Here is a 26566-nt window from a genome sequence, read left to right as displayed (position 1 = left end):
AACTGATTCAAATCATGATTTAAACATTTATCCTAATATACTCAATCGTCAATTTAGTGTAGAAGAACCTAATCAAGCTTGGGTTACAGATATTACCTATATTTGGACGCTTGAAGGATGGGTTTATTTGGCATCGGTAATGGATCTATTTTCAAGAAAGATTGTCGGCTATAGTTTAGCAAGCCATATGAGGAAAGAATTAGCTATACAAGCATTGAATATGGCGATTATTCAAAGACAGCCTGGCAAGGAATTACTTCACCATTCAGACCGTGGGTCTCAGTATTGTTCTCATGAATATATTGATATCTTGAAAGAGAAAGAAATGAACATCAGTATGAGTAAAAAAGGTGATCCTTATGATAATGCTTGTATTGAATCGTTTCATGCCACCCTTAAAAAGGATTTGATTTATAGAAGGCGATTTAAAACAAGGGCAGAGGCGATTAAGGCGGTAAGTTATTATATTAGCAGCATCTATAATGAAAGACGAAAACATTCAACATTAGGAAATTCATCACCGAACCAATTTGAGAGAAACCATTCGGTAAATAAATCCGAAATAATCTCATAAAGGACATTTGGTATTAGAAATGGTCAGTCATGTATTTCGACTGCCCATTTCTAATACCGCACCAAACGAAGTGCGGTAGGTTTTTGGGTTTCGGTAGTCTCAAATTTTATTGTCCACTTTCTTGACAGAAGACCAAATCCATTGGATTTTGTACTATTTAAAGCAGTTAACCGGAATAGTTCCGCTTATATCTGCTTCTTAAGGTTCCTTTTTATACCATAGCCGGAAATTCTCCGCCTATGAATAATCAACCCTCCAAGCATCACAGGGGAAAACCCGAATAACGGAATTTTTATCAACATATTTCTAAAATATCCATTTTTATGTAATGATAATGGTAATGGAAAAATACTTCAGAAGAAAGTGAAGTGCATTGTATGCAGCTATCTTTAACCGTAAGGGGACCTGGTGCAGATGTGGTCTCGTACTTAATCGCGAAAAACCCTAATAATCCGTATGAACGGGATGAGAAAGGCTTCAAGGTTCGCCTTGTTTATCCTATTTTCACAAAAGAAGAAGTGCAATTTGTTATCTATGTAAAACCTGACCCGATAGATTTAGTGCGAAATTCATCCGATTTATTTGACATTACCCATTACATAAATGACCGCGAATTCGCCGTCAGCAGCCTATTTATCACCACCATCCGTAAGGCGTTAGGTACTGCTTTAAATGGGAAACCAGATGAGAACTATTTGCAATGGGTGGACCATTCATTTGAAATAAAGCTTGCATTTGGACCGGTTGCCACCGATTTGCGTGATGAGGAGATTGCTCAGTTATTTGAACCCATTGGCTACAATGTGGAAATTGAGCGTGGAGATAGTACCATTCGAAAAAAAAGTTCAGCTCGATTTGTTACGATATCCGGCAGTCAAACTGTTCAGAATGCTTTAAAACATGTTTCCATACTTATACCTGTCATCGATAATTACAAGCATTATTTTTTAGATGAAAGAGAGGTTGAAAAGCTGGATCGGTACGGAGAAGGCTGGCTAGAAGATCACCCTCAAAAGCAAATGATTGTCAAAAGGGCACTCCGTTTTAATGCATTAATTTCTCAATCACAATTCTATGAAAAGAAACAACAAAATCGCAGCCAGGACGAAAGCCCGAGGGTTCGCTTAAATGATCTTCGTTACGAGGCAATCTTAAACTTTATTGGTTCTCTGTCACACAAGGAATCGATAGTGGACCTTGGTGCCGGTGAAGGAAGACTTTCGGTACAACTGGGTTTTGTAGAAGGTGTTAAAGAGATTCTATCGATCGAGCCTTCGAACAAATCCCGAATCCGGGCTATCGAGCGCTTTGAGCAGGTGAATACCAAAGAAGGGTATATTGAACCACAGTCATTACCAGGATCTTTATATTATTTTGACAGCCGACTGCAAAATAAAGATGTTATCGTTTTATGTGAAGTCATTGAGCATATTGATGAGAACAGGCTCCCAAAAATATTTGATACCATCTTGAATGACTATCGTCCAAAGACACTGATTGTGACGACACCAAACCAGGAATTCAATGTACTCTATGATATGAATGAAGAAATGCGTCATGGCGATCACCGTTTTGAATGGACAAGGACGGAATTTGCTCAAAATATTGAAAAATGGAACGAAAATACTCCTTATAAAGTCAGCATTCAAGGGATTGGCGAAGAGCATAAAACATATGGTCATCCAACGCAAATGGCTATTTTCAGAAGGGAGGAGGGGTAATGACAACGATCCATTTACCACACGGGGGAATCGTCCTGCTTGTCGGACCCTCTAATACAGGAAAAACAACCTTATTAAATCAATTTATACAAGAAGAACAAATTCTTGCTTCTGAAGTGGTCAGTTCCGATCAATTTCGAGTACTAGTCAGTGATATTGAATTTATTAGCTGGAACGGACGTCCGAAAGACGAAAGTGACGCACTGTTTAACGAATATCAGCAAATATCTGGTGCTGCGTTTGACGCCATGGATTATGTGATTGCAAAACGCTGCCAACTCAATAAATTAACATTTATCGATGCTACCCATTTACGTGAGGAAGAGCATGACAAATACCTGCAAATGGGGAAGAAATTTCACCTCCCTGTTATAGCCATGGTCTTGAATATATCAGAAACGGAATTACTAAGACGAGATAGCGAACGGGCTTTCCCTCGGGGGAGAAGTCGAATGAAGCAGCAGTATCAACATTTTAAAAATGTGCTTCGCTTCATTAAAAAGAAACCATATCGTCGTGTCTATTTGCTAGGTGAAGAAGAACTTCAAATACTCAACATAAATCGTCTTGAAAACCCACTATATATCGATATAGAAACCGGAATTGATTTTATCGGGGATATTCATGGCTGCTTTGATGAATTTATTGAAATGATATCGAAGCTTGGATACCAAAAAAACGACGAAGGATATTACACCCATCCAGAGGGAAGGAAAATCCTTTCACTTGGTGATGTGCTGAGCCGGGGACCAAAATCGATTGAAACACTACAATTTTTTCAACAGCATGTTGCAGCTGGACTTGCCTATATGATTGACAGCAACCATGGCTGGAAAATTGCCCGCTGGCTTGATGGGAAAAATGTAAAGATGGCTCATGGTGATGAAAATGTTGCCGCTGAATTTGAGGAATATGAACGTAAAAATGGCAGTGAAGCTGCAGAAAAGTTAAAGGGGCTTCTAAAAGAGTTGCTTTTAGAAGCAAAATCTCATTATATTGTTCGGAAAAATGGGGTTAATGCAGTTGTAGCCGCCCATGCAGGCATTAAGGATTACTATATCGGAAAACAGTCAGCGCGTATTTCTGATTTTTGCCGTTATGGTGATAGTGAGGGGCTGGATGAACACGGGAAGCCGATTCGAAAAGATTGGTCCATTTCTCATAAATCAAGTGAACTTATTCTTTGGGGGCATGATCCAAAGCCGCAGCCATTACTGGTAAACAACACTCTTAATATTGACCAAGGTGTTGTGTTTGGAGGAAGTTTAACCGCCTATCGTTATCCGGAACGACAATTTGTATCGGTCAAGGCGAAACAGGATTATGCGAATGTGCCAGACAATCCATTGAAGGAATGGGAACTCAAAAGGCTGGCACCTCCGAATATCATGAAATTCTTAGAAGGTTATTCCGTGTTGACGGAACATTACGGCGAAATCATGATTTATGACGATGGAGTGAAACCAGCTCTGGATGATGTATCTCATTCCACTCTGCCACTTGAGGATATCGTCTATCTTCCACCAACGATGAGTCCGACACCAAAACCTTCCAGGCTGGAAGGGTACCTTGAGCATCCAATGGAGGCATTTGAATACTATCAAGCCAATGGTGTTGAAACCATGGTTGTGGAGAAGAAACATATGGGCAGCCGAGGCATTTTGTTTTTATTTAAAAATAAAGAAATTGCCAAGGAATATATAGGCAGGGAATCATTAGGCGCCATTTATACAAGGACGGGCAGGGCATTTTTTCAAAAAGAATTGCAAGAACAAGTAGTCAGAACCTTGAATGAGGATTTAGTGAAAAATGGTTATTTTGAAAGGTACAACACCGATTTTCTGCTCCTCGATGCTGAAATTCTGCCGTGGAATTTAAAGGCGAAGGCTCTGGTTTTAAACCAATATGCACATGTTGGGGAAATGGCGTTGCTTGACCGCACAAAGTTGAAAGGTTCACTTCAACAGGCTATTGACAGTGGCAAAGATGTGCTGAACTGGGTTCAGGAAGTGGATGTCGGGATTGAAAATGCTAAAATCTTTAATGAAGTTTATCAGAAATACTGCTGGGAAACAGAAGGTTTGGAAGGAATTCAAATCGCACCTTTTCACACGCTGGCTCACAGCACGGAAACATTTTTTGACAAGCCACACACATGGCATATGGAGAAAAATAAAGAATTCAGCGGGATTTCTCAATTGTTTTTGGAAACAGATTACCGGGTTGTAAACGATGAAGCAACATTGAAAGCGGCCATTGAATGGTGGGAGGAAATGACCGAGGATGGACATGAAGGATTTGTTGTTAAACCCGAATCGTATATTACCCGCCATAAAGGAAAACTACTGCAGCCAGCGATAAAAGTGAGAGGCCGCAAGTATTTGCATATCATTTATGGAATAGATTATCTGCTTCCTGAAAATTTATCACGGTTAAAGAAACGAAATGCAGGAAAGAAACAGCGTAATGCTTTAAAGGAATTTTCCCTTGGGGTCGAGGGTGTTAATCGATTTGTAAAGAGAGAGTCCTTGGAACGTGTTCATGAATGTGTTTTAGGAATACTGGCTTTAGAAGCAGAGCCTATCGACCCACGATTATAGGCAGGACAAACGGACTGGTTTTTTCCAGTTCGTTTTTTTCATTGAAAGAGCAATATTACAAGGAAAATCACCATATGATGATGGTAAAGGGGTGTGAGAATATGGGTGTTCATGTGGTGAGTACGGGAGAAAATTTATGGGCAATTTCCAATAGGTATGGAGTATCCATGCAAACCCTTGTTGAGCTAAATGGATTGCCATCCACTAGTTCTCTCGTTCCAGGTCTCGCCTTGTATCTTCCCGACAACCAACCTCCAATCCGCTCCTATAAAATAAAACCTGGAGACCAAATTTGGGAATTAGCCCAGAGATTTAATACTGATATTACATCGATTTTAGGCGCAAATCCTGGGGTTGATCCGAACAAGCTTTTTATTGGTCAAATTATCAACATTCCCTCACCGATAAAATTAAGAATATCGACATTAGGATTTCTCGTGCCATCAGGTGGGAGTGCGGTTCTTTCAATATTAGATTCACTCGCCGGACAATTAACCTATTTAGCGGTTGTGGCGTATTCATTTACAGCAGAGGGTTATGCCTATAACGAAATTGAGGATTCAGTGATTGTAGCACGGAGTAAAAAATTGAATATTACACCATTGTTGATGATCCGTAATTTTACGGGAGTTGATTTTAGTGCGGAGTTAGCAGGTCATGTACTAGCTAATCCTGTGTACCGGAGGAATTTGGTTCTTAGTATTGTGAATTTGACCAGGCAAAGGGGATTTGGCGGGGTATCGATTGACTTTGAATTTATTCCACCCCCTCAGCGAAATGATTTCAATCTATTTTTAAGAGAATTAAAGAATGCATTAGGAGAATTAATCCTGCATGTAAATGTGCATGCGAAAACAGCTGATATTCCAACGAATCGCATTATTGGGGCATATGATTATGCCGCCATTGGGAGCATAGCGGATATGGTTGCGGTGATGACGATTGATTATGGATATCCAGGCGGTCCGCCGGATCCTATCGCACCGATATGGTGGATGGAGCAGGTTGTTCAATACTCCATCACCCAAATCAATCCTCGTAAACTACAAATTGCCCTCCCGCTTTATGGCTATGATAAGGTGGTCGGAACGAATACTACCCATGCCATGTCAGTTGTATCAGCACAAAATCAAGCCATTTCTACAGGATCTCCAATACAATTCGATCAGCACTCCATGTCCCCTTGGTATCGGCATTATCGTGCCGGGGTAGAACAGGTGGTGTGGTTTGAGGATATAAGAAGTTTCATAGAAAAATATCGATTGATGGATGTTTACAATCTATTAGGGACTACCTTTTGGCAAATAAGCTTGGCGGCACCACAGAATTGGGCTTATTTGAGTGAAAATATTGTCGTTATGAAATAAGGTCATTGGTTTTTTGGGGCAGCGCGGATATATTTATTTTTGAGGAAAATTAGGAAAAAAATTAATTGGAAAATGGTAGAAAGTTTGTATTTTAGGAAAGACTTTATGAAAAAAGAGAAAGTTGGAAATGAATTTTGCTGAAAAGATTGAATTTGATCGTTCTAATTATATTAATAGCAGCATTAATCCCACAATCACATCCAGTACTCGCGGATAATAATCTAACTCAGCAGTTGAATCAGCTGCTAAATGAAGATCCTCATTTACAAGGGGCTATTGCAGGAATCAGCATACGTTCTGCGGAAACTGGTGAAGTAATTTATGATCATTTAGCAGATGTCCGCCTTCGCCCGGCTTCTAATATGAAGCTGCTAACAGCTGCAGCAGCGTTATCTGTTTTAGGTGAAGATTATACCTTCAAAACTGAGTTGCTCTCAGACGGTGCAGTAAAAAACAAAACGCTCAAAGGTAACCTTTATTTAAAGGGGAAGGGCGACCCAACACTCCTCAAAACAGACTTCGATAAATTGGCGGCAGAAATTAAGAAACACGGCATAAAAAAAATCACCGGTAACCTAATTGGCGACGATAGCTGGTACGATGATGTCCGGTATTCTGAAGATTTACCATGGAGCGATGAACAAGCCTATTATGGAGCACAGATTTCCGCTTTAACTGCTTCACCAACAAAGGATTATGATTCTGGCTCTGTAATGATAGAGGTGAAACCTGGCAATAGCAAAGGTGATAAGGCTGAGATTAAGGTCACTCCTGATACTGACTTTATAAAGGTTGTCAATCAAACTGAAACGGTGCCTGAAGATGGAAACAAGAAAGTAAACATTGAGCGGGAACATGCTAAAAACACTGTTACGATAACTGGCACTTTACCTGTTGAATCCAAGCCTGAAAAGGAGTGGATTGGTGTCTGGGATCCTACGCGATATGCGGTAGACCTTTTTAAACAATCACTTACTGAACAAGGGATTCAAGTTTCAGGAAAAATAAAAACTGGTACCACCCCAACAAATGCTGAAATAGTACATACCCATAGTTCCATAAAACTTTCTGAACTACTCGTACCTTTTATGAAGCTAAGCAACAATGGTCATGCGGAAACCTTAGTTAAAGAAATGGGGAAAGTTGAAAAAGGGGAAGGCAGCTGGGAAAAGGGTTTAAAGGTCATGGAAGCAGAGTTAACCAAATTCGGGATAAACCCCAAAACGTTGGTGCTGAGGGATGGGTCAGGGATATCTCATGTCAATTTAGTTCCGGCTACTGTGTTATCGCAATTACTATTTTCAGTCCAGCAGCAAAGTTGGTTTCCAGCCTTTCTGCATTCACTACCGATATCAGGTGCAAGTGAAAAAATGGAAGGCGGTACGTTACGTAACCGGATGAAAGGTCCGGAGGTTAGAGGGAAGGTCATTGCGAAGACTGGAACCATCTCAACCATCAGCACCATATCCGGTTACGTTAACACGAAAAGCGGACAAACCATAATATTTTCTATCTTGTTAAATAATCTATTGGAAGACTCAAAAGGGAAGAAAATAGAAGACAAATTAATTACGATAATAGCCAATCAATGATGAGTTGTTGTCTCTTAGATACAACTTACTTTTTCTGTTAAAATATAGGAAAATACGTAAGGAAGGGGAATACGTATGCAAACTATTAATGAACAGTTTACGGGCTGTCTGATTGGCGGGGCAATTGGCGATGCGTTAGGATGGCCAGTAGAGTTTTTACGACTAGAAGAAATAAAAAAGAAATACGGACCACAGGGGATAACGAATCTAGTAAAAAGTAGAAATAATCTTGTTGAGATTACTGATGATACGCAGATGACAATTTTTACTGCCGAAGGGTTATTACGAGCGGAAAATAGAGGTAGAAACAAAGGAATCGCACATATTCCTTCGGTGGTCCATCGAAGCTATTTACGCTGGCTTGATACCCAAGGGGTGGGCAACGACGTAGAAAAGGACGGCTGGATTCATTCAATACAAGCTTTACATATGAGGAGAGCGCCAGGGAATACGTGTTTAGACGCGTTGATGTCTGGAAAAATGGGAACCATGGAGGAACCCCTAAATAATAGTAAAGGCTGCGGAGGTGTGATGCGGACAGCACCTATTGGTTTGGTTTTTAAGAAAGAGGAAGCATTCAGGCTTGGATGTGAAAGTGCAGCCATTACACATGGACACCCAAGCGGATACCTTTCTGCAGGTGCACTTAGCTTTATAATCGCAGCCATTATTGAAGGGGTAGATTTAGAAACTGCTGTGGAAAAGGCTTTGGCAGAGTGTGAAAAATACCCATCAAATCAGGAATGCAGCACGATTATTGAAAAAGCAATCACGTTAGCAAAATCAGACACACCAGATATACGAGCGATAGGAAATCTTGGAGAAGGCTGGGTCGGTGAAGAAGCTCTAGCCATTTCGATCTACTGCGCTTTAAAATATCAAGATGATTTTGAAAAAGCTGTAATTACAGCCGTTAACCATAATGGCGACAGCGATAGTACAGGAGCGATTACTGGGAATATTTTAGGAGCTTATCTAGGAATCAATAGAATTCCAGAAAATTGGGTACGAGAAGTTGAGTTATCTGAGGAATTGACTGTACTTGCAGATGATTTAGTTAAGAAGTATGAAGATAGCGAAGAGTGGCACCAAAAGTATCCTGGTTGGTAAAAAAGAAACAGACTTTTTCGAAAGTCTGTTTCTTTAATTTAATGCGGTTCTTAATGCTTCGATGGCTTTCATAACCTTTTGATTATTATCCACCGTATTCATTTGATTACGTGCATGTAGCAGTACAGGTCGAACGGATTCAACAGAACGGCCAAATTCATTCATCCATTCGTAACGTGGAACCATCCAGGTATGAAAATGATGGGTAGTATCTTCGTTGTAGAAATAATAAACATAGTCAATTCCTAGCACATCGCGCTGAGCTTTTCTGATCGAAGCCATACTATTTATGTAATCAAATCTTTCTTCCTCGGTAAGTTCATCTAAGCATTTAATATGTCTTTTTGAAGCGAGAATGACTAATCCTTCAATGGGATAGGCGACATCCTGGTGAGCATGGAAATGTTCTGTTTCAATAATTACACCACCATCCGGCTTAATCATGCCACTTGTCAAAGCACAACTTAAACATTCAACCTCAACTGTCGTACCATTTGATAATGTTATTGTTCTCATCTAAATTCCCCTCCACAAGTATCTTGAATTATCTTACAACACACTTACTAAAAAGAATAGAATAAACCATCTTTATAAAATTGGGGATAGTGTAATTTTCACAATGAATATATAATTAAAGATAAATAAGTAAACATATTGGCAGGGGTAGAGCATGAAACCAGTGAAAAAAGGACAAATCCTATCAGAACGTTTTGAGGTTGCATTTAATCAGGTACATGATGCGATGAAGGATATTGTCAAAATTAATGATGAGAGATTTGTAGTGTTAGTGAAGGTTGGGGCTAAAAAATATCAAATCATCGAAACGTTTAAGAAAGACTTGGAGCAGTACGCGAAGCTGCGGAACGCTATTGTTCATGAAAAAATGGAAGTAGGCTATTATATCGCTGAACCAAATGCTAGAGTGGTGGAGCATATTGAGAAAATTGCCAATGTTTTTAACCGCCCTAATTATGCTTTATCGATTGCGACTAAGAATGTACTCTACTTTGATTATAATGATAGTATCCTAGATGTGACTGAGGCAATTCGTAAGTTTAATTATTCGAAATTTCCGATATATAAGAACAAGGAATTTGTTGGTCTTCTGACGGCAGGGTCGATTGTAAAATGGATGGCGCAGAACATGGTGAGCAGTTCTGTGAATTTAGAGGATACCCATATTTTTGATATTATGAAATACGAAAAAGACCATCCGATTGATTTTGTGGCGAAAAGCACGAATATATTTGATGTTGAAACCATTTTTGAAAAGTCCCATAAGCTTAAGAAGAAATTAGAAGCTGTTATCATTACCGAAAACGGGAAAAATGATGAGGCACCACTAGGAATTGTTACTCCATGGGATTTGATTGAAATCGACTATACAGTGGAGTAATGAAGGAAGGAGCATACCGATATCAGTATGCTCCTTCTTTATTATTTAAGCTTCAGGGCCAAGAGTTTGCGCTTTTCTTATGGCATATCATCAAAGTTGAATTCGCTTAGCTGATCCATATGGCTGGCAATCATCGCAATAATGGTGCTTGCTTCTTCTTTACTGAAAATGAAATGGGACTCGTCTTTGATTAATTCTTCATCAGTCGTCCAAATTCGATTAATGCGTTTTAGCACACCGTCACCGGTTTCCGGGACAACTCCAAATTGATAAGTCACTTCGACCTCATCTTCATGCTTGAAGGCTGTAACCTCAGGAGTGTTCCATTCTACATCAATCTCTTCAAAAATATCATCCTCATTTACTTCCTCAGCCTCATAATACACCACACCATCGTCATCGGCCATTTCAAAACAGTCTTCATCGTTTACGTACACTTCATCTGAAGTAAGATAGACACCGTCGTCTGTGAAATGATCATCATCGTTCATATAATCATGCAGGCTTGCGTGGACCTCATCGATTATATCTTCTATGTCCGAAAGGATGACTTTAGCAGTATGCCCACTGTCAACATCAAAGGTATCGATGTAAAATTCTTCGTTCTGAGGATCAAAGAACAATGTGCAAAAATAGTCTCTATCGATTTCTTCTGTATTCACATCTTCTGTTTCTACAAAAAATTCGATCCTCGGGTGTTTGGCAGCTCTCTCAATGGACATTTGACCAACCTGATCATACTCTTCACAAATAGATTCCAGGTGATCTTGAAGCTCGCCGCAAACTCTGTCAAACCATTCTAACGACATTAACATCCCATCCTTTCAAGGTAATCGGAGTTATTATCTCCAACATGTTTGTAAATATGTTTAATCCATGCATTTTTGTAAAAACATGGATTTTCCTGTCATCCTGTAAAGGTAAAATGATATAATGTGACCAATAATGTGAGTCTACAAAGGTGGGGTAACATGCATTCGTTAGTCAATGAACTAAACCAAATCTGTACTCAATATCTCATAAAAGAAAAAGTCGTCATTGTTGATTCTTTCGAAATCGGAGAACAAATCAATGAGGCTTTTATTAAGGCAGGACAACGGGCGATTAATCTAAAGTATAAGACGGTACTTAATCTAGCCATGAATCTTGTGGAATTAGATGGTGACGAGCCAATAAATGTACTAGATGGAACAGTTGGCGTTCATTTTACCTATAACATTCTGAAGGAATTAAAGAACCAGAGAAAACTGTGTTACTTTTCAGAAATGGAAATTACACCTTCCTTTAGTCATGCCATTTATTCAACGCTTCAGAATCTTAGACTTGCAGGTTACAATGCGGGAACACTTAGGAAAGACGCTTTCCTTGCTTCTGATAAAGCAGAGGATTTAGCAGCAATTTTAATAGAATATGAAAAAATGCTTGATACCAATCATTTTACTGATAAAGCCTCCATCCTTACTAAAGCAATATATTTTGCCCAAAAGAATGAGAAGGCAGTCTTTATACTACAGTCCAATTTGCACCTAACACATCTCGAAGAATTGCTTCTTCGTCAAATCCTGCCGGAAGGATCTTTCAAACTGCCTCTTGCTCCTGTTTTAGGGGTAAACATCCCAGAAAGGTCAAGTTTATCCTCGTTATCCTGGGGAGAGCCAACGCCGTTAAGCTGCCTCTACCAGCTTGATGAAGCAGGAGAAGGAACAGTAAATATAGATATTTTCACTTCAAAAACAGAGGAAATGGAAGTAAAACATGTATTAGAAAAGATAAAATCCTCTAGAGCACCGCTGGATGAGTGTTTTGTTTTTTATACAAATGCTGATGCTTACATAGCACCGTTTTTCAATTTAGCACAAAAACTTGATATTCCAATAACCTTTGGTGAAGGGCTGCCTGTAGTATTTAGTCGGCCTGGACGGTTAATTTCGGGAATAGTCACTTGGATCCAATCTAATTATAGTGTTCAATCCTTTATTGATTTGCTGAATGAAGGTTTAATCAACCTCGGTGACGATTCACCTTCAAAATCCAAAATCGTAAGAGTTCTCCGGGATCTACAAATCGGTTGGTCGAAGGATCGGTATCTAACACAGCTTGATAGTGAACGGAAGCGATTAACTGAAAAAGGGGAAGAGTTTGAAAGTCGAATTAATGAAATAGTGTGGTTACATCAATGGTTTTCAAAGATTTTTAAAAAGCTCCCTGATAGTAATCAAACCTTTAATTATAAAAAGTGCTTATCCAGCATTGCCTATATTTTAAAAATTCATAGTAAAAGCAGCACAAAGCTTGATGAAATTTCAAAAACAACGCTTTTGGAAGAAATCGAAAAAATTGTTCCTTATGCCGATGAGGAGTTAGTTAGGCACGATGTATTTGAAAAGCTGAACGACCTGCTGCTTTCGATAAGGGTGAATCAATCGCGTCCAAAACCCGGATACCTGCATATTACTTCCTATAAAAAAGCTATCTATCACAGTGCACCGAATGTATTTTTCTTGGGGCTTGATAATCGGAAGTTTCCCGGGAATTCAGGAGAAGATCCATTGCTGCTTGATACAGAGCGTATTGCACTTGGGAATAAAATGCCATTACTGCGTGAAATGGGTCAGGAAAACACCTATACGCTACTGCAAGCTTTAGCTCATTCAACGGGAAAGGTGACAGTAAGTTATTGTGATTTTTCCATCAATGATAATCGTGTGATAAACCCTGCTCATGTCATTCTACAATGCTACCGGATGATGACAGGTAATAAAGATGCTGAATTCAAAGACTTAAGATCACAAACATCAGACCTCGTTTCTAGTGAGATTTTTGAGGATAAAGACTATTGGACTAAGAAATTAATCCACGACAATCCTTCACAGCTCAACGAAGGGATTCTTAATCATTATCTAAATGTCAAACAAGGTCTTTCAGCAGAGAGTGCTCGTTTTACAGAAAGCTATTCCGAATATGATGGGTTAGTACAAATGGACTCAAGCCAGTATGACCCGCGGATTAATCAGGAAAAAACAATGAGCGCAGGGAAATTGGAGACACTTGCAAGATGTCCTTATTCTTACTTTCTCAAGGAGGTATTAAGGGTAAGGCCAATCGAAGAGGTTTCGTATGATGCGAATAAATGGTTAGACCCTGCAACTCGGGGCAGTCTGCTTCACAGCATTTTTGAAACCTTCTATAAGGAAATAACACAACAAAATGTTAAGCCGGCCTACGCCATTCATTACGATAAAATCATGGAAATAGCTGTGGACCACATTGAACAAGAAAAAGAAGTTCTTCCTCCGCCCAATGAACGGGTTTATCAGCGGGAAATGAACGATATCCTGGCATGCTGTGATATCTTTCTAAAGGAAGAAGAGATACATGGCGAGCAATACAATCCACTCCATTTTGAATATTCATTTGGTATTGGAGACAGCGAACCAGCCATTATTAAATTGCCATCAGGAGATGTAAAGATAGCTGGAATCATTGACCGTGTCGACCAATCCCTTGATGGCAGGTACCATATCATCGATTATAAAACGGGAAGTACGTATGGATATGAGAAAAATAAAGCTTTTAAAGGCGGTCGTCAGCTTCAGCATGTGATTTATGCCTTAGCGATTGAACAGCACTTAAATTTAGGTGAGGGTGCTGTGGAGGAAAGTTCTTATTACTTCCCGACCATGAAGGGAATGGCACAGCGATTTCCTAGGAAGCAGGACGTTACTCTTAGGACGAATGGTTTAGATATTTTGCAAAAGCTCATTGACGTGATTAAACATGGTCATTTTGAAATGACAGAGGATGAAAATGATTGTAAATTTTGCGAATTCAAGCTGGTTTGCCGCCGCCACTTCTATGATAAAGACTCCCTTGAAAAAAAGCAGTCCAATCAAAAGCTAACGGGGGTTCGTGCATATGACTAAAAAAATTATTGATCAAACGGCAAGAGATAAAATTAAAAACGATCTGCAAACCAATTTCTTAGTTGAAGCGGGTGCGGGCTCTGGTAAAACAACGAGCCTCGTCGACCGGATGGTAAATCTGATTACCACTGGAGCAGCGGAAATCCAAGAAATTGTAGCGATTACCTTTACAAGAAAGGCAGCAGACGAGCTAAAGGTACGCTTCCAATCAAAATTAGAAGCAGCCTGGAAAGAAGAAAGTGACCTTGATATCAAATTTCGGTTGTCGGAAGCTCTTCAAAATATGGAACGATGCTTTCTAGGTACCGTACATTCCTTTTGTGCCAAGCTCCTTCGTGAACGGCCAATTGAAGCCAATTTGGATTTAACCTTCAAGGAACTAGAAGAGTCCGAGGATTTAGAGCTTTTAGAGGAATCGTGGCAGCTTTATTTGCAAAATTTATTGGATGAAAAACCAAATCAATTTGACCAAATCAATGAATTGGGTATTAGTATTGATCAGATTTTCCCATGGGTAGAAAATCTAAAAGAATTCTCTGATGTTCAGTGGATTACAGAAACTGTTAACAAACCCACACTCACATCAGATTTTCAATCCTTTATGAAGCTGATAAAAGAAGCGTTGAAAGCAATACCAGATGAAGAACCCTCAAAAGGTTACGATTCCTTACAAAAATCGATCATAATGGCTATTCAAAAAGAAAGATTGATGGATGTAACGAAGGATAAGAACATCATCAGTATTTTCGAATTATTTAATAAAAGCTTAAAACCGACATTAAATCGCTGGCATTCTAAAGAGGATGCGAAGTTTTACAGTGAAAAAGTCACTGCTTTTCTTGAAGTGTCAATCAAGCCTTTGCTCCAAGCTTGGAAGGAATATTGCCATCCATTTATCGTAGATTCCATTCAAGAAGCATTAACTGTCTATGAAGTCTTAAAAAAAGAACGCTCATTATTAAATTTCCAGGATTTAATGTTACACACCTCACAGTTGTTAAAGAAAAATCCTGAGGTAAGAAGCTATTTTCAAAAAAAATACCGTTTCTTACTTGTGGATGAATTTCAAGACACGGACCCACTTCAAGCCGAGATTATGTTTTTCCTAACATGTGAGAATCCAATTGAACAAATTTGGACAAAGTGCAGACCGAAAGCAGGCTCACTTTTTGTCGTGGGGGATCCTAAACAAGCGATTTATCGATTCCGTCGAGCCGATATTGATACATACAATCGTGTGAAACAGTTAATGGAAGAGCATGGCGGTGAGGTCCTGCATTTAGTCACAAACTTCAGATCTGTTGATACTGTAACGGAGGAGTTAAATACTGTATTTGAAAAGCATTTACCAGCTGTCGAAACACTGCATCAAGCAGCCTATCGACCATTGATAGCACATCACATCAATGAGGGCGTTGAATTTACTGGAATCAAACGTTTAAGTGTTCCTGCAGACTTCAGTAAAAAAGAAGAAGTAATCCTAAAGGATGCAGAGAATATTTCCCTTACTATTCAATCTTTGCTTAATAGTGGGTACCGGGCTAAGGACTTTATGGTACTGACAAGATACAATGATGGCGTTTCAGTCTATGCAAAGATAATAGAGGCAATGGGGATTCCCGTCAGTATTTCGGGTGAGGTAGTCCTGGGAGAAACAAGAGAGTTTCAGGATTTATGGATTTTATTAAAATCCTTTTTAGATCCTACGGATGAAGTGAGTTTTGTTGCAGTACTTCGCGGGATTTTCTTTGGTATCAGTGATCAAGAGCTTTATGAATGGAAGCAAGCAAAAGGGAGATTTTCTATTTATAGTGATATTCCAGAGGCTTTGAATTCAGTGATCAAGGAAAAGTTTAATAACCTATTAACCATATTAAAGTTATGTCAACAAAGAATCTGGCAGTTATCACCAACTTCTGCCATAGAAAGTATTTTGGAGATAGTAGGCTTTTATCCCTTGCTTTTAAAAAATGGCCGTAACAAACTTACCTATAAGAGTATGCTGCAAATGATGGAAAACTTACGTAAACAGGAGGCTTCAGGGAATACCAACTATAAACAAATACTGGATTCTCTAACAAAATTGCTTTTTGAAAAAACAACAGTCGCGAATATAGAGGAAGAGGCTGACGCAGTTCGGGTAATGAATGTTCATAAAGCAAAGGGACTTGAGGCGCTCGTTGTTTTCTTGGCTCACCCTGCCAAACAGGTGAATCCGGTCTCCTTTCTATCACAGCATATCAAAAGAGAGGACTATTCCTCACAAGGATACTTTAAGTTTACCGTGAGAAATGGTTTTCAGGATAGGGAAATTGCGGTTCCTCTAAACTGGGAGACCTATAAAAACGAGGAATTAGAGTACCTCACACAAGAAGAATTGCGGATTATTTATGTCGCAGCCACCCGGGCAGAAAAAGCACTCGTCATTAGTTCAAACGGAAGTAATAAGAAAAATCCTTGGAATGTCCTTTTTGAGATGGAAAACATTGAGGAATTGGAGGTTTCTGACGTAGAGAAGGTCGAAAAGACAGTTGCCAATGAAATCACTTTTGCTGGTATCAAGCAAAAACGGTTAGTAAGCTTGCTTGGCTGGAGCAAAGCAAAGAAAAATCCTTTGAGCACTGGACACCAACAAAGGATAAGGATTTTTCAGATGTATTCGAAATTGAACGGGAAGCAGGCGGCGGAAAAGAGTGGGGGACCCTGATTCATGATGTCCTTGAAAAAGCCGTTCAAGGTCATGATGTTACCAAGTACATCAAGGCTGCCTTAAGTACCAATAATATCCCACCTTCAAAAGAAGATGAGGTGATTACGTATCTTACCAACTTACGTACTTCGGAGATATGGGATGAAATTCAAACAGCTGATGAAGTCTTAACGGAAGTTCCTTTTACCTTAAAAGTTGAAAAGAATGATTCCCTTTATGCACAAATTACAATGAATCCTGAAGATAAACATCCTTTTTTTGTAAAAGGAATCATTGATCTTATCTACAAAAAGAACGGTGAATGGAACATTGTGGATTACAAAACTGACCGCGCAAAAAGGAAAGAGGACTACGAAAAACTGCAAACTTTTTATAGTGCCCAACTATCCTTTTATAAGCAGGCATGGGAAGAAATAACGAAGGAAAAAGTGAAGAGAGAAAGTCTTTACTTTCTAGAGCCCAATATGGTAGTCCACTATTAATAAGAAAAATTCCTCATTATAAAAAATGGGGAATTTTTATTGTTACTTATATTCAAGTTCAAATTGTTCGATTCGTTCCCTGACAAAATCAGGAACGGGGCAGGGTTCCATGGTTTGATGGTCGACACTCACGTAAATAATCTCAGCTAGGAGAACGGGTTCGATTTCATCTTCTCTTGTAATCATAAAATTCATTGTCATGCTTTTATTGCCAACACTTTCCATCCGGCACCAAATGGTGAGCCAATCATTTAAGAATGCAGATCGTTTATAATCGATGGTCGATTTTGCAAGCACAAAATCAAACTTTTCATCGTGTTGAAGAAGCTGCTGGAAATATTCTGTGACGGCAACATCAATATACGTTAAGTAATGAGAATTAAAAACAATCTTTTGACCATCAATTTCCGAATAACGCACTTTTAATCGATGTGAGAAACGATAATCTACCATTCTAGGCTCCTTTCTTATTTCACCAAAGCATTTTCTTCTTCTGCAAATTCCTTTAGCCTTTCTACATATTAACAACTGTTGGTAATTTCAATTTCTTTTGTCCATTCTTTCATCAAGAAACACCTCTTAGTAAATAATTATTTTAATTTTTTGAAAAAAATAACAGGTTGAATTAATATTCTATTTTAAAGTTAAAATACCTTCCTATTGTTCCAGACTCATATTTGTTCTGCTGAAACTTGAATTTTAATAAGTGTGTAGATAATACAAGGTTTTTATAGATCTTAGTTTGTAAGCATGATTTTTAAGTTTTTTAAGAGGCTATGATACTATAAGAAGGAATCGAAGAAAAAAAAGAGGTGCAATCATGAAAATAGAAGTATGGTCTGATTTTGTCTGTCCATTTTGTTATATAGGAAAGCGTCGTTTAGAAGAGGCACTTGCTCAATTTCCACATAGGGACAGTGTTGAAGTAGAATTCAAAAGCTTTGAGCTGGATCCTAACTCTCCGCCATACAGTGGCAAAAGTATTCATGAAGCATTAGCATCAAAATACGGGATGAGTATTGAACAAGCAAAGCAAGCCAATCAAAATGTTGGTCAGCAAGCAGCTACTGTAGGACTGCAGTTTAATTTTGAGAACATGAAGCCAACGAATACATTTAACGCTCACCGTTTGGCAAAGTTTGCGAAAACACAAGGTAAAGAAGCGGTTATTACCGAGAAACTTCTATATGCTTATTTTACGGAATCCAAGAATGTAGGTGACCTAGAAACTTTAGCAGATATTGCTGCAGCGTCAGGGCTTAATCGCGAAGAGTCATTGAAGGTCCTTCAAGATGAAAAAGCGTATGCAAATGATGTTAGAATTGATCAATCGATTGCTCAGCAGTATCAAATTACAGGGGTACCGTTTTTTATCGTTAATCAAAAATATGCCATCTCGGGTGCCCAGCCCACCTCAACCTTTGCAGGAGCACTCCAAAAAGTATGGGAAGAAGAAAATCCAGCTCCGTTACTACAGGACCTTTCAACGGTTAGCCCAGAAGATGCTAGCTGTGTGGATGGCAACTGTGTAATTCCAGAAAGAAAAGAATAGCTCTTTAGGAAAGACTGCATCTATTAGGTGCAGTTTTTGTTTTTAGCAATGTGAAAGGGTTTGTTAATTCTGAGTATCTTGGGAGTTTACCCTCCCTTATAGTGCTTTTTGAATAAGTTGGTCTGCCAATGAAATAATAGTCGTAAACAAGGTAAGGAGCAAACAATGATGAATGTATTGGTGGTTGGAGCGAATGGTCAGGTTGGTAAACTTCTTGTCAACCAACTCAGAGACAGTAAGGAACATACAGTTAAAGCAATGGTTAGAAGAGAAGAACAAGCTGAGGCATTTAAAAAGATGGATTTAGAAGTAGCGGTGGCCTGTTTAGAACAAAGCGTAGAAGATATTGCTCAGGCAGCAAGAGGCTGTAATGCGATTGTGTTCACTGCTGGATCAGGTCGGCATACGGGATATGATAAAACTCTCCTTATTGATTTAGATGGTGCGGTGAAAACGATTGAAGCGGCAGAAAAGGCCGGGATTAAACGCTTCATCATGGTTAGCGCCATTCAGGCACACAGAAGAGAAAACTGGCATGAGAAAATGCTTCCTTATTATGCGGCAAAATACTATGCAGACAAAATGCTTGAACAAAGTGAACTAACCTATACGATTATTCGTCCAGGCGGGCTATTGAGTGAGCCTGGGACTGGAATGATTACAGCAGCGGGAGATATACGGAGCGGGAGGATACCCCGTGAAGATGTGGCAACAACTATTATCCATTCCCTAACAGAAGAAAATACATATTACCAGTCTTTTGACCTCGTTTCAGGTGGTGTACTCGTTAGTGAAGCACTAAAACTTATCTAACAAACAGGTAAAAATGGATATCTGTGTAGAAAAGCATTTGAATCTCAAATGCTTTTTTTCGTTGGAGAATGGTTTTAAATTTACCCGCGAAAAATATAGTAGTTAGAAGTGATGTCCCATTTTGAAACTTTTCCGACATCCCAACGTAATTCTATAAAAGCTATTTATCATTCTTTGGAGGGTATTATGGATTTATGGATTAAAGAATTTATTGAACAATTTGGGTATTGGGGCGTGTTTCTCCTCATTGCACTTGAAAATATATTCCCTCCTATCCCATCAGAAGTGATTCTAACATTTGGGGGCTATATGACCGCTCAAACTAAACTGACTGTTCTTGGAGTTATTGCAACTTCCACGTTAGGCTCAGTGTTTGGTGCTGTTATCCTTTACCTGCTTGGGACCATTTTAAATGTAAACAAATTGGAGGGTATTATTGAACGATACGGGCGGTTCCTCCGTTTAACAAAAGAGGACCTCTATCGAGCAGACTCGTGGTTTGATAAATATGGTATCTGGACAGTCTTTTTCTGTCGTTTCATTCCACTCATACGCAGTCTCATTTCGATCCCTGCAGGTATGGCGAAAATGAACTTTTGGCTGTTCATCAGTTTTACAACCTTGGGCACCATCATTTGGAATACAATGTTGATCAATCTTGGAGCACGAGTAGGAGAAAATTGGGAAGCAATAGCGGAGAGAATAGACCATTATTCTAATTATTTATATGTACTCTTATTTATTCTCCTTATCTTCGTCATCGGATGGCAGAGAAAAAGAAGAAGATACTAGTAGAAACGAAGAGTTAATTGGCAATAATTATGTTAGTTGAGAGGGTTTTTACTATGAATATTACGTCTATCTTATTAGGCTTACTTCTTATTCTGAATATCATGTTGGCCCTCGTTGTTATTTTTCAAGAAAGAAGGGACGTTGGTTCTACTTGGGCCTGGTTATTAGTACTATTTTTCATTCCAATCTTGGGATTCGTGATGTATCTATTATTAGGGCAAAATTTAAGTCGAAAACGGCTTTTCCAATGGGATGATCTCAAAAAGACAGGATTTGAAAAAGTATTAGAAACGCAATTGACTAAACTTCGATTGAATCAATTCTATTACCGGAATGATGTTACCAAGAATAATCATGATTTGATTTATATGCATATGATTAACAATCAAGCCATCTTAACAGAGGATAATAGTGTTGAGATTTTTACAGACGGTAAAGAAAAATTTGAACAGTTATTTAAAGATATAAAAGCAGCTAGGAATTATATTCATATCCAATATTACATTATTAAGAATGATAATTTAGGAAAAAAACTTATTGAGGCTTTGACTTCAAAAGCAAAGCAGGGTGTAAAGGTACGAATCCTTTATGATGAATTAGGTTCACGAAGCTTGCCGAAAAGATCATTTAGAGAATATCGAAAAGCTGGAGGTCAAGTGGAGGTCTTTTTCCCATCTAAATTTCGGTTTATTAATCTAAGGATGAACTATCGGAACCACCGAAAGCTAGTTATTATTGATGGGAGTATTGGCTATGTTGGCGGTTTCAATGTTGGTGATGAATATTTGGGACTTAATAAAAAATTTGGTTATTGGCGGGATACCCATCTAAGGATACAAGGGACGGCTGTTTATGCTCTCCAGACCCGTTTCATCCTGGATTGGAATCAAGCCTCCGATGACCAAGATGTTGACTATGTACCGAACCTATACCCAGAAGATATCTCTCATGGGAAAATCGGTATTCAAATTGTAACGAGTGGTCCTGATTCTGAGTTTCAACAAATTAAGAATGGCTATATAAAAATGATCATGTCTGCAAAAAAGTCAATTTATATCCAAACTCCATACTTTATACCTGATGAAAGCTTGTTAGATACCCTTCGTATTGCCTGCTTATCGGGAGTGGAAGTCAATATTATGATTCCAGATAAACCTGATCACTTATTTGTGTATTGGGCAACACTCTCGCATGTAAGTGAATTATTAAAAGTTGGCGCTAAGGTATATATTTATCAAAATGGTTTTATCCATGCAAAAATGCTGGTTGTCGATGAAGAAATCTCATCTGTTGGGACGGCGAATATTGACTATCGAAGCTTTAAACTCAATTTTGAAGTCAATGCCTTTTTATATGATGAAGGTGTTTCTAGAAAACTAACGAAAACTTTTAAAGAGGATATAAAGGTATCGAAGTTACTAACGTTTGAAGATTATCAGAAACGTTCTTTAGAGGTTCGTCTTAAAGAATCTGTTTCTAGATTACTATCTCCTATTTTATGAGTATCCCTATAGCTAAAGCTAGGGGTTTTACGCTGCTTTTTGATAAAAAAGAACAGTGTGATAATTCAGTTTTCTGCAAAATAGGTGTATAATAAAAGTAGGAAAACTACTTCTTGTTCGACCTGATTTTTTCCTAATTTATTTGGAAGAAGATGGAGGAAAATGAACAAATCAAAGGTATTATCCTACAGTACAGGTACTTTATTGGCATTGGTTGGGATTGGGGCTATTGTTGTTGGAGTGGGATTAGTGATTGAACCGAGTGGAGATCGTATTGGATTACCTCTGGAGCTCCTAAATAACTCTCCATTTGAAGACTTTTTAATCCCAGGATTTGCGTTATTTGTTATCAACGGTTTCGGTAGTTTAATCGGAGCAGTATTGGCATTCTTGAATAATCGTTATGCAGGATTCACAACCCTGATTCTTGGAATTGCGATGATCATCTGGATTACAGCTCAAGTAATTTTGATTGGATGGGAAAGTGTACTGCAGCCGATTTTTCTAGGTGTAGGACTTGTTGAATTAGCTTTAGGATTTTTGTTAACCGACTGGACAATAGAGCATGGAAGGTTTCATCGTCATCATCCACATGCTCATTAATAAAAGTTAGCCTATCCCATAAGGGGTAGGCTATTTTTAAAATTTATGAACTCTTGTCTTTTATAAGAAGTTTTTTGGGAAATAGTATTACTAAATGCAACTTAGAGGCTTAGCAATATTTGGAGGAGGTAACCATAGGTGTGGGTCTTGTAATTAAGATAGGATTAATCATTGGTACTATTGTTATCATTTCTTCCTATATTCGTAAATATTCTAAAAATTATAGCAAATATCAATTAAATGAGCAGTATTATAAATCTTTATATGAACAAAATCCTGATGCTGTGATTATTTTTGATACAGAGGGAAAGTTTATCAGCGCTAATAAAGCTGTATCACTTTATGGGTTTAGTGAGGATGAATTACTTCAAAAGCCCTTTGCAGAATTTCTTCTCACTGAAGACTTAGAAATGGTAATGGGGCATTTTAGTCAAGCTCTAGACGGAAAGGCGACAGCCTATGAATGTTCTATAATCGATAAAGAGGGATCTCAAAGGGAAATTAGTGTAACAAATATACCTATTTATGTGAATGAGAGTATTACTGGTGTATATACAATCATTAAAGATATAACACAGCATAAAAAAGCTAGAATCGATCTTATAGAGGCTGAAGCCAAATATAGAAGCCTAATAGAAAATTCGTTAGTAGGGGTCTATATACTTCAAGATGGAAAAATCGTTTACGTTAATCCGAGGCTTTGTGAAATGTCAGGTTATAGTTTTGATGAATTAGATGGTTTGGGGATTAATGAATTTATTTATCATGAGGACCTGACAATTGTTAATGAAAATATACTAAAACGCTTCAATAATGAAACAGGTTCAGTTACATACGAATATCGAGCAATTCGTAAGGATAAAAGCGTTATTACCCTAGAATTATATGGTTCAAAAATCGTTTATAACGGCCGGGACGCTATCATTGGGACCGTTATAGATATTACCGAACGAAAAAATAATGAAAAAATGATTAAGCATATGGCCTATCATGATCAATTAACAGATTTGCCTAATAGATATTTGTTACGTGAAAAACTACATGATACTGTAAAATATTCAAGAAATAATAATCAGAAATTTGCGTTGCTGTTTTTAGATTTGGATCGTTTCAAAGGCATAAATGATACAATGGGGCATGAAATTGGCGATAAAGTTTTAGTTGGAATTGCGGAAAGACTAAAAGATTGTGTGAATCTAAAAGATGTCATTTCTAGGTATGGAGGGGACGAATTTTCAATTCTTCTTCCTAACTCTGACGAACAAAGAGCGGGAGAAGTAGCACAACAAATAATAACCAGCTTATCGGTCCCTTTTATATTTAATCATCATGAATTTATGGTTACTCCAAGTATAGGAATTACTGTTTTCCCTACCGACGGTGAAAGCTTTGGCACGCTAATAAAAAATGCAGATTTAGCTATGTATCATGCAAAAAGCTTAGGCAAAAATAATTTTCAATTCTTTACTGATGAGTTAAATAAAAAAGCTCAACATGAATTAGATTTAGAAGTAAACTTACGAAAAGCACTCGAACTATATCAATTCGAATTATATTACCAGCCACAGTTCAATATAAAAACCAATCAGCTTTGTGGAGCCGAAGCGCTTATGAGGTGGATACATCCTGAAAAAGGCATCATTCCACCTGCAGCTTTTATTCCTTTAGCAGAAGAGACTGGACTGATTATTCCAATGGGGGAGTGGGCAATACGAACAGTCTGCCAAGAAAATAAAAAATGGCAAATGGCTGGATATCCACCTATCACTGTTTCTGTAAATATTTCAGCTAAACAATTTTTTCATTCAAATTTGGTTGAAATCGTACAATCCGCATTAATCGAGACGGAACTCGAACCAAAATATCTAGAACTAGAGATAACTGAAAGCATTACAATGAATGTAGAACACTCCATTTCGACACTTTTAGAATTAAAGAAAATTGGGGTGAAGATCAGTATTGATGATTTTGGCACGGGATATAGTTCACTGAATTACCTGAAGAGGCTGCCAATCGATAAATTAAAAATTGACCAATCTTTTATTCGAGACTGTCCTAATGACATAAACAGTAATACTCTCGTCCGAACGATAATTGTAATGGCACATCTACTTAAACTTCAAGTCAAAGCGGAGGGAGTAGAAACACAAGAACAAATATCCTTTCTGCTAGAACAAGGCTGTAAGGAGGCACAAGGGTACTTTTTCAGCAAACCTATACCTGTCCCAGATTTTGAAACGAAATATATGAAAAAACGCTTGGAATTGTGATCCGAGCGTTTTTCTACTAGTTAGATGGGAGGAGTTACCTCTTTAATCGCTTAAGTACGCTATCTTCAAATTCAGCTTGATCTATATCTAATCCAATTACCTCATTTCTAAAGGACTTAAAACGTCCATTCTCCACCTCAAGCGTGAAATATCCTCTAGAACTGGTTAGGTTTATGTCCCCAATGATATTTTTCCTTTTGGCAGGATCAAACAAATTTACTAAATTAGGGTTGCTTGGATGTGGTTTAAACCGACAGCCCTGTTCCACACAAACTCTCACAATATTACGTACCTTAGGATGAGCAATACTTTCAACCTTTTTAATTACTTCCTCGTTCGCCATAGGGTGTGATTCTCCTTTCCATTCCTTCAACAGTATGCTAGTGGTGAGGGAAATATGCTTATCTATTAAAGTAACGTATTAGTCTATGTACTCATTCTAAAAAAAGAATAGAATTCTCTTGGTTTTAAAATAAAATCTTACAAAAGTGTAAGGTAAATGTAAGGAAAAGAAATTAAGGAATGGCTATGATTGTCATATACTCCTCTTTAGTAGTAGTTAAGGGGAGGAGTTATTTTATGAATGAGAGTTTATTTAGATTAATTAATGATTTAGGGAAACAACATACATTCTTTAATCCTATTTTTGTCTTTATCGCGGAATATACGGTTATATTCTTAGCCTTAGCGGTAATCACTTTCTGGTTTACCCGTGTAAAACAGAATCGAATCATGATTATTTGTGGTTCAATCACATTTGTCATAGCTGAGATTGTTGGGAAGGTAGCTGGAAAAATTCATTTCAATAAACAGCCGTTTGCAGAACTGTCAAACGTAAATCAATTAATAGAAAAAGCGGTTGATAACTCATTTCCAAGTGACCATACTATTTTGTTTTTTTCATTTTGTATGTCATTCTGGTTATTTAAAGGCGGTAAAGGATTTATCTGGATACTGCTTGCATTTCTAGTTGGTATATCTCGTATTTGGGTAGGAGTTCACTATCCAGCAGATATCATGGTTGGGGCAATCATCAGTATCATTTCAGCGTTTCTGATGTTTCGTATTGTTCCTAAATTAAGCATGACTCAAAAATTGCTGGGGATGTATGAAAAAGGAGAATCCTCGCTTCTGTCGTTAAGAAAAGACAATTATCATGGATAATAATATATATAGAAGAAACCTGCTTAAATCCACGAATTAAGCAGGTTTTTAAATTAGGGGATAAAGTAATTTGGAAGGTTTTACATATTGCAGTGTGTCGTGCAGGGTGTTATTATAAGAAAGTTCCTTCGCGGAGAGGTTAACAACATGATGAATTTTAAAAAAATGTGTTGACTCTAACAGAGAGAACGTGGTAAGATATATTTTGTCGCTGAAACAAGTGACGCATTGTTCTTTGAAAACTAAACAAACAAGAACGTCAACAAACAATTTTTTAGCTTTTTATAAAAGTTAAGCCAACGTAACATTTTTGAGCTAATCAACTTTCTTGGAGAGTTTGATCCTGGCTCAGGACGAACGCTGGCGGCGTGCCTAATACATGCAAGTCGAGCGAA

The 26566-nt window shown here is 38.1% G+C and carries 21 protein-coding genes and 1 rRNA gene; 18 read left to right on the top strand and 4 right to left on the bottom strand.

Annotated features, from left to right (window positions below; translation table 11 throughout):
* The 6 genes from ACY3XC_RS28195 to ACY3XC_RS28170 all read left to right on the top strand — a co-directional run.
* Nucleotides 1-574 (top strand): IS3 family transposase (locus ACY3XC_RS28195; RefSeq protein ID WP_464871483.1); only part of this gene is annotated, 574 nt, incomplete at its 5' end.
* A 377-nt stretch (nucleotides 575-951) separates the two neighbouring features.
* The gene (locus ACY3XC_RS28190; protein ID WP_464871482.1) at nucleotides 952-2295 is read left to right on the top strand and encodes a 3' terminal RNA ribose 2'-O-methyltransferase Hen1; all 1344 of its coding nucleotides are present in this window, start codon (nucleotides 952-954) and stop codon (nucleotides 2293-2295) included.
* Entirely contained in the window at nucleotides 2295-4895 is a 2601-nt protein-coding gene (locus ACY3XC_RS28185) for a polynucleotide kinase-phosphatase (protein WP_464871481.1), read from the top strand. The genes ACY3XC_RS28190 and ACY3XC_RS28185 overlap by 1 nt, the downstream gene beginning before the upstream one ends.
* A gap of 74 nt (nucleotides 4896-4969) precedes the next feature.
* Entirely contained in the window at nucleotides 4970-6262 is a 1293-nt protein-coding gene (locus ACY3XC_RS28180; RefSeq protein WP_464871480.1) for a glycosyl hydrolase family 18 protein, read from the top strand.
* A gap of 134 nt (nucleotides 6263-6396) precedes the next feature.
* Complete coding sequence (gene dacB, locus ACY3XC_RS28175; protein ID WP_464871478.1) at nucleotides 6397-7854, top strand: D-alanyl-D-alanine carboxypeptidase/D-alanyl-D-alanine endopeptidase; 1458 nt, start codon at nucleotides 6397-6399, stop codon at nucleotides 7852-7854.
* A 75-nt stretch (nucleotides 7855-7929) separates the two neighbouring features.
* A complete protein-coding gene (locus ACY3XC_RS28170; RefSeq protein ID WP_464871477.1) occupies nucleotides 7930-8964 on the top strand; it encodes an ADP-ribosylglycohydrolase family protein in 1035 nt (344 codons plus the stop codon).
* 33 nt (nucleotides 8965-8997) lie between these two features.
* Here ACY3XC_RS28170 and ACY3XC_RS28165 read toward each other — a convergent pair whose 3' ends face one another.
* A complete protein-coding gene (locus tag ACY3XC_RS28165; RefSeq protein WP_464871476.1) occupies nucleotides 8998-9480 on the bottom strand; it encodes an HIT family protein in 483 nt (160 codons plus the stop codon).
* Between the two features lie 154 nt (nucleotides 9481-9634).
* Between ACY3XC_RS28165 and ACY3XC_RS28160 the strand changes: the two genes are divergently transcribed.
* Entirely contained in the window at nucleotides 9635-10360 is a 726-nt protein-coding gene (locus ACY3XC_RS28160; RefSeq protein WP_464871475.1) for a CBS domain-containing protein, read from the top strand.
* Nucleotides 10361-10437: 77 nt separating this feature from the next.
* Here the strand turns inward: ACY3XC_RS28160 and ACY3XC_RS28155 are convergent, their stop codons facing one another.
* Nucleotides 10438-11169, bottom strand: coding sequence for a hypothetical protein (locus ACY3XC_RS28155; protein WP_464871474.1), 732 nt, complete (start codon nucleotides 11167-11169; stop codon nucleotides 10438-10440).
* Between the two features lie 162 nt (nucleotides 11170-11331).
* Between ACY3XC_RS28155 and ACY3XC_RS28150 the strand changes: the two genes are divergently transcribed.
* Genes ACY3XC_RS28150 through ACY3XC_RS28140 form a run of 3 tightly spaced genes read left to right on the top strand, consistent with a single transcriptional unit; the run spans nucleotide 11332 to nucleotide 17475 of the window.
* Nucleotides 11332-14283: a PD-(D/E)XK nuclease family protein gene (locus tag ACY3XC_RS28150; RefSeq protein ID WP_464871473.1), complete on the top strand. Its 2952-nt coding sequence runs from the start codon at nucleotides 11332-11334 to the stop codon at nucleotides 14281-14283.
* A complete protein-coding gene (locus ACY3XC_RS28145; protein WP_464871472.1) occupies nucleotides 14276-16990 on the top strand; it encodes a UvrD-helicase domain-containing protein in 2715 nt (904 codons plus the stop codon). Before ACY3XC_RS28150 ends, ACY3XC_RS28145 begins: the two co-directional genes overlap by 8 nt.
* Nucleotides 16873-17475: a PD-(D/E)XK nuclease family protein gene (locus ACY3XC_RS28140; protein ID WP_464871485.1), complete on the top strand. Its 603-nt coding sequence runs from the start codon at nucleotides 16873-16875 to the stop codon at nucleotides 17473-17475. Before ACY3XC_RS28145 ends, ACY3XC_RS28140 begins: the two co-directional genes overlap by 118 nt.
* A gap of 42 nt (nucleotides 17476-17517) precedes the next feature.
* Here ACY3XC_RS28140 and ACY3XC_RS28135 read toward each other — a convergent pair whose 3' ends face one another.
* Nucleotides 17518-17928 (bottom strand): acyl-CoA thioesterase, encoded by a 411-nt coding sequence (locus ACY3XC_RS28135; RefSeq protein WP_464871471.1) that lies wholly within the window; start codon nucleotides 17926-17928, stop codon nucleotides 17518-17520.
* Between the two features lie 367 nt (nucleotides 17929-18295).
* On the opposite strand from ACY3XC_RS28135, the gene ACY3XC_RS28130 reads away from it, so the two are divergent.
* The 6 genes from ACY3XC_RS28130 to ACY3XC_RS28105 all read left to right on the top strand — a co-directional run bounded on the left by ACY3XC_RS28130 (nucleotide 18296) and on the right by ACY3XC_RS28105 (nucleotide 25007).
* The gene (locus ACY3XC_RS28130; protein WP_464871470.1) at nucleotides 18296-19027 is read left to right on the top strand and encodes a DsbA family oxidoreductase; all 732 of its coding nucleotides are present in this window, start codon (nucleotides 18296-18298) and stop codon (nucleotides 19025-19027) included.
* A gap of 168 nt (nucleotides 19028-19195) precedes the next feature.
* Nucleotides 19196-19840 (top strand): SDR family oxidoreductase, encoded by a 645-nt coding sequence (locus ACY3XC_RS28125; RefSeq protein ID WP_464871484.1) that lies wholly within the window; start codon nucleotides 19196-19198, stop codon nucleotides 19838-19840.
* A gap of 186 nt (nucleotides 19841-20026) precedes the next feature.
* The gene (locus tag ACY3XC_RS28120) at nucleotides 20027-20632 is read left to right on the top strand and encodes a DedA family protein (RefSeq protein ID WP_464871469.1); all 606 of its coding nucleotides are present in this window, start codon (nucleotides 20027-20029) and stop codon (nucleotides 20630-20632) included.
* Nucleotides 20633-20685: 53 nt separating this feature from the next.
* Nucleotides 20686-22134 (top strand): cardiolipin synthase, encoded by a 1449-nt coding sequence (cls, locus tag ACY3XC_RS28115; RefSeq protein WP_464871468.1) that lies wholly within the window; start codon nucleotides 20686-20688, stop codon nucleotides 22132-22134.
* A gap of 162 nt (nucleotides 22135-22296) precedes the next feature.
* The gene (locus tag ACY3XC_RS28110; RefSeq protein WP_464871467.1) at nucleotides 22297-22737 is read left to right on the top strand and encodes a hypothetical protein; all 441 of its coding nucleotides are present in this window, start codon (nucleotides 22297-22299) and stop codon (nucleotides 22735-22737) included.
* Between the two features lie 140 nt (nucleotides 22738-22877).
* The gene (locus tag ACY3XC_RS28105; RefSeq protein ID WP_464871466.1) at nucleotides 22878-25007 is read left to right on the top strand and encodes a sensor domain-containing protein; all 2130 of its coding nucleotides are present in this window, start codon (nucleotides 22878-22880) and stop codon (nucleotides 25005-25007) included.
* Between the two features lie 34 nt (nucleotides 25008-25041).
* Here ACY3XC_RS28105 and ACY3XC_RS28100 read toward each other — a convergent pair whose 3' ends face one another.
* Nucleotides 25042-25350, bottom strand: a complete 309-nt coding sequence (locus ACY3XC_RS28100) for a hypothetical protein (RefSeq protein ID WP_464871465.1) — start codon at nucleotides 25348-25350, stop codon at nucleotides 25042-25044.
* Between the two features lie 236 nt (nucleotides 25351-25586).
* On the opposite strand from ACY3XC_RS28100, the gene ACY3XC_RS28095 reads away from it, so the two are divergent.
* Complete coding sequence (locus ACY3XC_RS28095) at nucleotides 25587-26171, top strand: undecaprenyl-diphosphatase (RefSeq protein ID WP_464871464.1); 585 nt, start codon at nucleotides 25587-25589, stop codon at nucleotides 26169-26171.
* A 325-nt stretch (nucleotides 26172-26496) separates the two neighbouring features.
* A 16S ribosomal RNA gene (locus tag ACY3XC_RS28090) occupies nucleotides 26497-26566 on the top strand; the annotation flags it as partial.

It is taken from the genome of Bacillus sp. CZDM1 (assembly GCF_055502545.1).
Note: the sequence above shows the minus strand (reverse complement) of the source record. Positions and strands in the feature narration are given on the sequence as shown.